At 66.4% G+C, this 8,964-nt stretch carries 11 protein-coding genes, 1 tRNA gene and 1 pseudogene; 9 read left to right on the forward strand and 4 right to left on the reverse strand.

All coding sequences use genetic code 11. The annotated features are described in order from the left end of the window. The first annotated feature begins 238 nt into the window (after nt 1–238). Nucleotides 239–309, forward strand: a tRNA-Gly gene (locus tag HALXA_RS01680). A gap of 145 nt (nt 310–454) precedes the next feature. Here the strand turns inward: HALXA_RS01680 and HALXA_RS01685 are convergent. Further along, nucleotides 455–907 (reverse strand): DUF4112 domain-containing protein, encoded by a 453-nt coding sequence (locus tag HALXA_RS01685; RefSeq protein ID WP_013878570.1) that lies wholly within the window; start codon nt 905–907, stop codon nt 455–457. A 447-nt stretch (nt 908–1,354) separates the two neighbouring features. Between HALXA_RS01685 and HALXA_RS01690 the strand changes: the two genes are divergently transcribed. From HALXA_RS01690 to HALXA_RS01710, 5 genes are all read left to right on the forward strand, one after another. Further along, a complete protein-coding gene (locus HALXA_RS01690) occupies nt 1,355–1,723 on the forward strand; it encodes a HalOD1 output domain-containing protein (RefSeq protein WP_013878571.1) in 369 nt (122 codons plus the stop codon). Between the two features lie 149 nt (nt 1,724–1,872). Beyond that, nucleotides 1,873–2,208: an MTH1187 family thiamine-binding protein gene (locus tag HALXA_RS01695; RefSeq protein ID WP_013878572.1), complete on the forward strand. Its 336-nt coding sequence runs from the start codon at nt 1,873–1,875 to the stop codon at nt 2,206–2,208. A gap of 93 nt (nt 2,209–2,301) precedes the next feature. Next, on the forward strand, nt 2,302–2,511 hold the full coding sequence (locus HALXA_RS01700) for a heavy-metal-associated domain-containing protein (RefSeq protein WP_013878573.1): 210 nt from the start codon (nt 2,302–2,304) through the stop codon (nt 2,509–2,511). Nucleotides 2,512–2,626: 115 nt separating this feature from the next. After that, nucleotides 2,627–3,559 (forward strand): methenyltetrahydromethanopterin cyclohydrolase, encoded by a 933-nt coding sequence (gene mch, locus HALXA_RS01705; protein ID WP_013878574.1) that lies wholly within the window; start codon nt 2,627–2,629, stop codon nt 3,557–3,559. Nucleotides 3,560–3,739: 180 nt separating this feature from the next. Then, a complete protein-coding gene (locus HALXA_RS01710) occupies nt 3,740–4,387 on the forward strand; it encodes an HAD family hydrolase (protein ID WP_013878575.1) in 648 nt (215 codons plus the stop codon). A gap of 43 nt (nt 4,388–4,430) precedes the next feature. Here the strand turns inward: HALXA_RS01710 and HALXA_RS01715 are convergent, their stop codons facing one another. Then, the gene (locus HALXA_RS01715) at nt 4,431–6,032 is read right to left on the reverse strand and encodes a GTPBP1 family GTP-binding protein (protein ID WP_013878576.1); all 1,602 of its coding nucleotides are present in this window, start codon (nt 6,030–6,032) and stop codon (nt 4,431–4,433) included. 189 nt (nt 6,033–6,221) lie between these two features. Between HALXA_RS01715 and HALXA_RS01720 the strand changes: the two genes are divergently transcribed. Continuing rightward, nucleotides 6,222–6,434: a hypothetical protein gene (locus HALXA_RS01720; protein WP_013878577.1), complete on the forward strand. Its 213-nt coding sequence runs from the start codon at nt 6,222–6,224 to the stop codon at nt 6,432–6,434. Between the two features lie 6 nt (nt 6,435–6,440). Further along, nucleotides 6,441–6,699: pseudogene (locus HALXA_RS22395) on the forward strand (hypothetical protein). A gap of 18 nt (nt 6,700–6,717) precedes the next feature. Here HALXA_RS22395 and pyrF read toward each other — a convergent pair. Continuing rightward, nucleotides 6,718–7,518: an orotidine-5'-phosphate decarboxylase gene (pyrF, locus tag HALXA_RS01725; RefSeq protein ID WP_013878578.1), complete on the reverse strand. Its 801-nt coding sequence runs from the start codon at nt 7,516–7,518 to the stop codon at nt 6,718–6,720. A gap of 135 nt (nt 7,519–7,653) precedes the next feature. On the opposite strand from pyrF, the gene HALXA_RS01730 reads away from it, so the two are divergent. Then, nucleotides 7,654–8,004, forward strand: a complete 351-nt coding sequence (locus HALXA_RS01730) for a hypothetical protein (protein WP_245550067.1) — start codon at nt 7,654–7,656, stop codon at nt 8,002–8,004. Between the two features lie 165 nt (nt 8,005–8,169). Here HALXA_RS01730 and HALXA_RS01740 read toward each other — a convergent pair whose 3' ends face one another. After that, entirely contained in the window at nt 8,170–8,961 is a 792-nt protein-coding gene (locus tag HALXA_RS01740) for an Lrp/AsnC family transcriptional regulator (protein ID WP_013878581.1), read from the reverse strand. Nucleotides 8,962–8,964: the final 3 nt, after the last annotated feature.

The following is an 8,964-nucleotide window of genomic DNA, read 5'->3' on the forward strand; positions in this document are numbered from 1 at the left end:
CGATCCCGGCTGACAACGCCTCACACCCGCGAATTCGTGCCGAACGGACACACACTCACGGATGGTAACGCGTCACTTTCGGGGCCGCCGGAAACGGTACGATTTTGCCGGAAAATTCAGCAACCGACTGGTCGCCGTCGACGACATTCACCATGTAATCGCATCCCGATGTCGGACCGATTCGTAGGCCTTATATATTCACCCGACTGTAGAAATGAGTGCAGCGAAGCACCACAGGGCGCTGGTAGTGTAGTGGTATCACGTGACCTTGCCATGGTCACAACCTGGGTTCAAATCCCAGCCAGCGCATTTTTGTCGCGAACAAATCCGTGAGCTACGGAAATCGTATCTGCGCGCTTCTGCCGAACTCACGCTCTCCAGAGACGAGTCCGTTCTCGAATTTTCGATTCCTCGAGTCGGAGAACGCAGAACCGTACCGTATCGTCGATCAGTCCTACTCGATGGTCACCGTCTCCGGCTCCGGCCCCGTCTGCGGGTGACGCTCGGTGTCGGCGAGATCCTCGAGCGCCAGCACGACGTTCCACTTGTTCGACTTCCAGAACGCGTCGAAGAGAACGCCCAGAACGGGGACGGAGCCGCCGATGACGTCGACGGCGATGTTCGCCAGCATCCGCCCGAGCGTCGAGAGTGAGACCCCCAACCGGGCGGCCTCGGCGACGATGTACAGCGAGACGACCCCGACCGCGGTGTCGCCGGCTCCGGGGAGGATGCCGACGATCGGATCGAGTCCGAACCGGAAGTTCGTCCCGGGAACCCGCATTCCTTCGTCGAGCACGCGAGCGACGACGTGCATGCGGTCGAGCGCCGACTGGTCTATCGTAGCGGGGATATCGTCCTCGAACTCCTCGAGCGCCGTCTCGATGTCGTCCGCCGAACCGGTTGCCATACTATTCCGTCGGCGCGTCAGCCGAATAAGTCCGCGGGCGGACGTGGCAAGCACTCGAATCGCCGTCGGACGGCGCCTCGTGCCGACAGCGACGGGGCGTTGCGGGTCGATTTACCTCCTACCGCGCGTCTGCGCGAGGGCCGGATCGAACTCGAGGTCCGACTGCGGTGCCGCCGTGATTTCGCCGACAATCAGTTGTTGTAATCGAGACCGCTCGAGCGGCGACCGACTGCTCGCGAGTGAGTACGAGTAAGTCGCGGTTACGGTCGGTCGTCAGTCTCGGGGACGGCGTCGGGGTAACCTGCGATCCGTCTCGCAGAAGCACAATACTCGAATTTGAACTGTTAGTATCGAATTCCGTCACGTTCGTTTACCGATATCGGCTGCGATCACCTTTTATACTCCGAGTAACTACGAATCAATAGACGATTGACTCGCAGATCCTCCATGCAAACTGAACTCTCAACAACTGACGCCGGCGACGACTTGCAGTACGACCAGACGAACGACCGCTACGTCTTCCACCACGACACCGACGGGACGGCGACGATCACGACGACGATCGTCCACGCGCTCGCCTCGATCGCGGAGACGGACGTCTCGCAGGGCGAGTTCTCCCTCTACGATAGCGTCGATCCCGACGCGCTCGACCGACTCTTCAGCAAGAAGGCCGACGGCACCGAGCGCACGGGCGGCCACGTCGCCTTCACCGCCCTCGAGCACGAGGTGTACGTCTACGCGAACGGCGACGTTATCGTCTACCCGCCCTCGGAAGCCGGCCGCGGTCGCAGTCGCGCTGGCGGGTCCTCGAGCTGACGGCAGCGATATCGATACCGACACCGACCCCGGATCCGAGTCCGTCGCTCGCGCTCACTTCTTCCCTTGTTTTACCCCGCCACGTACCGACGGGTCTCGGCAGGCCGCCGTGGGACGGCTTTAGGATCGTGCCGCCCGTAGGGGTAGGTATGACGGTAATCGCCCTACTGAGCGTCGCACCGGTGATCGAAGGCAGCATGTCCGGCGAGGTCGCGAAGGCCGTCGACGCCCTCGAGGACTACGACGTCGAGTACGAGACCAATCCGATGGGGACGGTGATCGAAGCCGAGTCGACCGACGAACTGTTCGCGGCCGCGCAGGCGGCCCACGAGGCGGTCGACGCGGATCGCGTCAGCACCGTGCTGAAGATCGACGACAAGCGAACCCGGGATGAGTCGGCCGCGGAGAAGGTCGACGCCGTCGAGGACCACCTCGGTCGACCCGCGAGGAACAGCGGTGACGCCGACGACGAAGACGCGGAGTAACGGCTGGTCTCGCCAGAACGATCGCCGTGTCCGGTCTGGCCCGTAGCCCGCGGCCAGCACAACCCTCAACCCCCTCGAGCGGCTACCGCGCCCATGGAACAGACCACGCTCGAGGTCCGCGGGATGTCCTGCGACGGCTGCGAGGAGACGGTCACCGGCGCCCTCGAGGCGCTCGAGGGCGTGTCGGCGGCGACGGCGAGCCGCGAGGACGACGAGGTCCGCGTCGAACACGACGAAGCGAGAGTGGACGAGGCGACGATCGCGAACGTGATCGCGGACGCCGGGTACGAACCTGCGGTCTGAGGGAAGGCTTCGGGCTTCGATATCGAAGGCCGCCGTTCGACGCTCTGCGCGCCGTCTGACGCAGGTCCGACGAGAACTGACAAACTGTTTTACGCCGGGGCCTGATCCGTAAGGTATGGAGAGTCTCAACCGCATGGCGATCGAGCTGGTCGACGAGGCCCTCGACTACGCCGAGGAACTCAATATCGGCGGCTACGACCTCGAGAACGAGGCGACCGTCCTCGACTTCGGGGTCGAGTTCGACGGCGGCATCGAGGCGGGGCTGTTGCTCACCGAGATTCAGACGGCCGGACTGGCGACGCCGAGCCACGAACTCGGCGAGATCGACGGCGTCCCGGTCCACACCGTGGAACTGTCGACCGACCAGCCGGCGCTGTCGCTGCTGTGCTCGCAGAAGGCCGGCTGGGAGCTGACCACCGAGGACTTCGAGGGACTGGGCAGTGGCCCGGCCCGCGCGCTGGTCGCCCAGGAGGAGGAGTTCCGCCGCGTCGGCTACACCGACGCCTTCGACCTGACGGCGCTGGCCGTCGAAACCGACGAACTCCCGCCGGAGTCGGCCGCCGAACAGGTCGCCGAACTCGCAGAGGTCGAACCCAGCAGCGTCTTCCTGCTGGCCTATCCGACCGCCAGCCTCGTCGGCAGCATCACGAACGCCGCCCGCGCGGCCGAACTCGCGACGTTCCGCCTGACCGAACTCGGTTACGAGCCGCTCGACATCGTCTCGGCGACGGGACGGGCGCCGGTCGCCCCCGTCGCGGGCGACGAGCGGACGGCCATCGCGCGCACGAACGACGCGATCGCCTACGGCGGGACGGCCCACCTCACGGTCCGCGAGGATTCGGACGTCTTCGATTCGGTCGCCTCGACGGCCGCCGAGGATCACGGCCGGCCGTTCGGCGAGGTCTTCGACGACCTCGACTGGGAGTTCGAGGAGGTCCCCTCGGACCTGTTCGCGCCCGCGAAGGTGACGATCGACGTGCTCGGCGGGCCGACCTACGTCCACGGCGAGACGGACGAGGACCTGCTCGCCGAGTCGTTCGGCCTGTAACGGACCGCGGAATCGGCGCGGACCGTTTTTGACGGCGCACCGTCGCCGGTCGCGTCTCTTGAGGCCGGTGGACGACGCGGCGAGCGCCGACGTACCGAGCCGGAACCGACAGACGGCGGACCGGTGGGCATGCGTGCGTAGGCACTCCGCTTTCGGTTCGATCCCGGTTATACGGAGCAAATGGGCGGAGCGCGAGCGGACGACGTCGACGTCGAGACGATCTGTTTCGAACTCGATGGGACGCTTTGTACCAGAATTCGACCGAGCGCGGACGATCTCGAGACCGACGGGAGTGCGGGCGCGTTGCGGCGACGAGACGCCGCCGAACCGACGATCGAACCGAAACCGAGACTCAAACCTGCTCTCGAGACGGAGGCCGATCGGCTCGTCGCCGACGAGACCGACGCGATTCGGGATCGCTGGACCGTCGACTCCGTTCCAGGTGCCGAAGCCGTACTCGAGACGCTGGCCGAGGAGTACCGGCTCGGCGTCGTAACGAACGGCGCGCCGGAACTCCAGCGGGCGAAACTCGAGGCGGCCGGCCTCGAGGACTATGTCGAGACCGTCGTCTGCGGCGGCTACGAGACGCCCGCGAAACCGGCCCCGGAGCCGTTCGACGTCGCGCTCGAGGAACTGGACTCGAGCCCGGAACGGGCGGTGCACGTCGGGAACTCGCTGTCGTCGGACGTCGCGGGCGCACGCGCCGCGGGGATTCAGCCGGTGTGGATTCCGCGGACCGGGACCGAGATCGCGTCCGATCAGTTCGATCCGACGCCGGAGTATACGCTCGAGAGCCTGGGAGAGTTGACGTCGCCGCCCTGGCGCTGACGGCTCGAAAACGTGAGTGACCGGACCGGCCTATCGAGCGCCGTCAGTCAATCGGATGAACGTCCGTCACGGTCCCGACCCCCTTGCTGCGGCCCTCGCGGAAGACGAACTTCTGGCCCTCCTCGACGAGGTACGGCCGGAACTTGAAGCGGACGGTCGCCTCGCCGGTATCGCCCGGCAGGAGCCGGCCGTCCTCCGGGTAGAACGCGGCGGCTTCGCCGATCGTCTCGAGGTGGACGACGGGTTCGTAGCCGTCGCCGATGCGGGTCGGATGGTTGAGAACCATGACTTCGGCCTCGAACTCTCGGACGGGCTCGGGGTCGGCGTCCCGCGGGAGCAGGACCATGCCGCGCTCGATGGCGCTCTCCTGAATCCCCTTGAGCGCGATGCCGACGATCCGGCCCGCCTGGGCCTTGTCGACGCGGTGGTAGTGCATCTCGATCGAGCGCACCTCGACCTCCTCGAAGCGGCCGTCGGGCATCGGCCCGATGAGGAGTTCGTCGCCGGCCTCGACCTCGCCGGACATCACGGTGCCGGAGGCGACCGCGCCGACGCCGGTCACGGAGTAGCTCCGGTCGACGTACATCCGAAACTCGCCGGTGTCCTGGGCGGTCTTGGGCAGGCGGTCGAACAGTTCGTCCAGCGTCTCGAGGCCGTCCATCGTGATGGCGCTGGTCTCGACGATGGGGACGACGCGCTCGTTGATCTCCTCGACGGCGGCGTCGACGCCGTGGCGGGCGACCCGCAGCGGCGATTTGTCGACCTCCCGGAGCAGCCGCTCGACCTCGCGTTCGACCTCCTCGACGCGCTCCTCGCTGACCGCGTCGGTTTTCGTGATCGCGACGATCGTGGGCAGATCGGTCGCGAGCAGGACGCCGAGGTGTTCGCGGGTCGTCCGCGTCGGGCCGTCGTCCGCGGCGACGACCAGCAGCCCGTAGTCGAGTTTCTGCCCGACGAGGCCGCGAATCGTGGTACGCAGCCAGGGTTCGTGGCCGACGGTGTCGACGAACGAGACCAGCCGGTCCGCCTCCTCGACGACAGCCGCACGGTCGGCCTTCCGATTGGGGTTTCGGACGCGAACCGGCCCGTCCTCGTCGAAGCCGTAGACCGCGTAGGAGAGGTCGGCCGAGAGGCCGCGTTCGACCTCGTGGGGCTGGACGTCGAGATACGCGCGCGTGGCGCCGTCGCCGTCGTCCGGTTTGCCGGTGACGAGCGACCCGACGAGCGTGCTCTTGCCGTGGTCGACGTGGCCGGCCGTCCCGACGACGACGTGTTCGTCGTCAGTATCGAGGACGCTGCCCTCGTGGATCAACGCGACGCCGACGAGCCCGTCCTTGACGCCCCACGTCTGGACGTCGTCGATGTGCGCGTCGGCCTCCTCGGCGAGCAGGGAGAGCACGTCCATCGTCTCGGAGAAGGTGTCCGGATCGATGCCGGCGAGGCCGCCGTCGTCGGTGACGCCGACGACGTACGTCGCCTCGCCGTCGCCCGACAGCAGTCGGTGTCGAAGTTGCGCGGCCAGGCTCTCGCGTCGCCCACCCTCGAGGTGGACGTCCCGTGAGAGGCGTTCCTTGAACTCGACGTTGCCACCGTCCTGTTCGCCACGGTCCAGGGCCCGCTCGAGGAGGGCCCGGTCACGGCTCATATACTCCGTTAGCGGCTCACACGGCAAAAGCTTTCTCGTCAGTTGATAGCATGCGTCACGGATATACGTGCTGACGAATCGGACGGTCATCGGAAACTGAGCGTCGATCGAGGCTCGAGGATGGCGCAGTACGACCCGACCGGGAGGATCCAGCCCCGGGTTCAAGGCGCTCGAAAGACTACAACCGGTATGAGCGTCAGCGGCCTCTGTCAGATCTGCGAGTCCCGGCAAGCACAGGAGCGGTGCGACAACTGCGGGACGCTCGCGTGCGAGCAACACTACGAGCAGGACACGAACCTGTGTGCCGACTGCGCGTCGCAGGCGCGTCCCGGGTCGGGCGATCCAGTTACGAATCCGAATCAGGATCCGGATCACGACGATGTCGACGTCAACCGGTTCTAACCTGCCGTGACGTCGATCCGCGACCTGCTCGGCGAAACGCTCGCCGTCGGCGAGACGTTCCGGCTCCGGCTCGAGGAAGCGGACGACGACACGCTGGTCGCGGAGCATCCGATCGATGCCAGTCCGATGAACATCGCCGTCGTCTACGGACTGGATCGGCTCGAAAAGCGACCGCCGACTGACCCGGTCGCGGTCGAAATCGTCGGGGAGGTTGTCGACGCGGGTTGCCGGTCGGATCGTCGACTCGGACGAACTCGACCGATAAGCGCCGCTCTCTCGGGCCTCAGTCCCGATACTGGTTCAGCCGTTTTTTCAGCCGCTTGGCCGCCTGTTCACTCGCCTTCGCGAACTCCTCGCCATCGTTTTCGCCGGCGAAGATGATCCCGCGCGAGGAGTTGACGAGGCCGACGCCGTCCGCGAGCCCGTATTCGACGGCCGCCTCCGCGTCGCCGCCCTGCGCGCCGATTCCCGGCACGAGGAAGGGGAGGTCGGGAACCTGTTCGCGCAGTTCCTCGAGTTCCTCGGGTTGGGTCGCGCCGACGACGAGGCCGACGTTGTCGTTCTCGTTCCAGAGGTCGGCCAGCGCCGCGACCCGCTCGTAGACCGGTTCGCCGGTCTCGAGTTCCAGGTCCTGAATGTCTGCGCCGCCCGGGTTGGACGTGCGACAGAGGACGAACACGCCCGACTCCGCGTCGGCGAGGAACGGCTGCAGCGAGTCCCGGCCCATGTAGGGGTTGACCGTGATCGCGTCGACGGTCTCGAGCAGTTTGGCGTACTGTCGGGTCGTGTTCCCGATATCGGCGCGCTTCGCGTCGAGCAGGACGGGGACGTTTTTCCCGTGCGCGTACGCGACGGTCTCCTCCAGGGCGCGCCAGCCGTCCGGATCCTCGTAGAAGGCGGCGTTGGGTTTGAAGACGGCGGCGTGTTCGTGGGTCGCGTCGATGATCCGCCGGTTGAAGGCCCAGCGGGGGAGGTCGTACTCCTCGAGGAGGTCTGGGAGCCGGTCGAGGTCGGGGTCGAGCCCGACGCTGACGACGCTGTCGACCGTTCGGATGCGGTCGTGCAGCCGGTCGAAGAAGTTCATGGCAGCGAGTGGCCCCGCGACGGTCGAAAAGGTTGCTATCCGGATGAGAGTACACATATTAGCTATTTGAACGGTACGAGAAGTCCAAATTCTTTAGACGGTATCTATTTCGATCGGATACTGGTTGGCCCGTGTATGGGAATCAGATCTACGCTTTCGACCCAGTCGTCTCTCGAGCGTCTCGTCGACCGCGTCCGCTCGGCCATCGACGGATCGGAGCCGACGGCGTCCGAGGCGGACGACCGGGCCGAAGACGAGAGCCGGGTCGACGCGCCCGGGAATCTCTTCCACTGTTCGGCGTGCGGAACCGTCTATATCGCCGACGAGAAGCAGTTCTGTCCGACGTGCGAGACCGAAGTCGAACAGGTTCGGTCGACGCTCGCCTGCCGTCAGTCGGCCGCCGGGTCGTCCGGTTCCGATTCCGATTTCGGCTCCGACTCCGGCTTCGACTCGGATTCGGTCGCCGTTCCCGATCCGAACTCGTAAGTCGCGATCTCCGTCGCGCCGCAGACGGGACACCGGTCGCACGGCTCGTCGAAATCCGTCCCGCAGTGGCGACACTCGTAGATGACCGTCCCGGCGGTCGCCTCGGTCTCGTCCCCGCCGTTCGCCTGTCGGAGAAACTCGGGGAGGAATCGGCCGAGCGGCATCTCAGCGTACCCGTGTCGACTCGACGTCGCCGTCCGGGCCGCGGAACCCGCGGAGCGCGGGCTCGTCCGCGTCGGTCGGCGAGAACACCGTGACGACGTCGTACGGTCGAATCTCGGTGTCGCCGTGGGGCGTGATCACGTCGTCGTCGCGCTCGATGGCGATCACGAGCGTGTGATCGTCGAGGATGCCGTCGTCGTCGGCTTCCTCGAGCGTGCGGCCGGCGATCGGCGCGTCCTCGGCGACGGTCACCTCGACGACCTCTGCGCCGCCGGTGAGGCTGATGTAGTCGGTCAGCGGTTCGCGCCGGCGGCCGTCGGCCGGACCGTACGGCGCGTACGGGAAGGTGTGCTCGTTCTGCAGGAGAAACTCGTCCTCGATCTCGACGTTCATCTTCTCGAGTTCGCGGCCGATCCGCCGGAGGTCGGAGGTGTCCGTCCCGACGGCGAGGACGTGGAGGTTCATCCGCCCGCCCATCAGTTCGCGGACGTTGACGACGCCGGGAACCGTGCCGACCCGGCGGGCGAGTCCTTCGACCTCGTCGAAGGGCGCGTGACACAGGAACAGGTTCATCAGCGAGCCGTCGGCGCGTTCGAAGTCGACGGTCGCGTGGTAGCCCTCGATGACGCCGTGCTCCTCGAGTTTCGCGATCCGGTTGCGGATCGTCGCGGGCGAGACGCTCACTTCCTCGGCGATCGCGGGTGCGGCGGTGTTGCGCGCGTCGCCCATGAGTGCGTAGACGATCCGACGATCGATCTCGTCGAGCCGGTAGTCGCCGCCGGTTCGCTCGGTCATACG

The organism is Halopiger xanaduensis SH-6 (assembly GCF_000217715.1).
Lineage (GTDB): Archaea > Halobacteriota > Halobacteria > Halobacteriales > Natrialbaceae > Halopiger > Halopiger xanaduensis.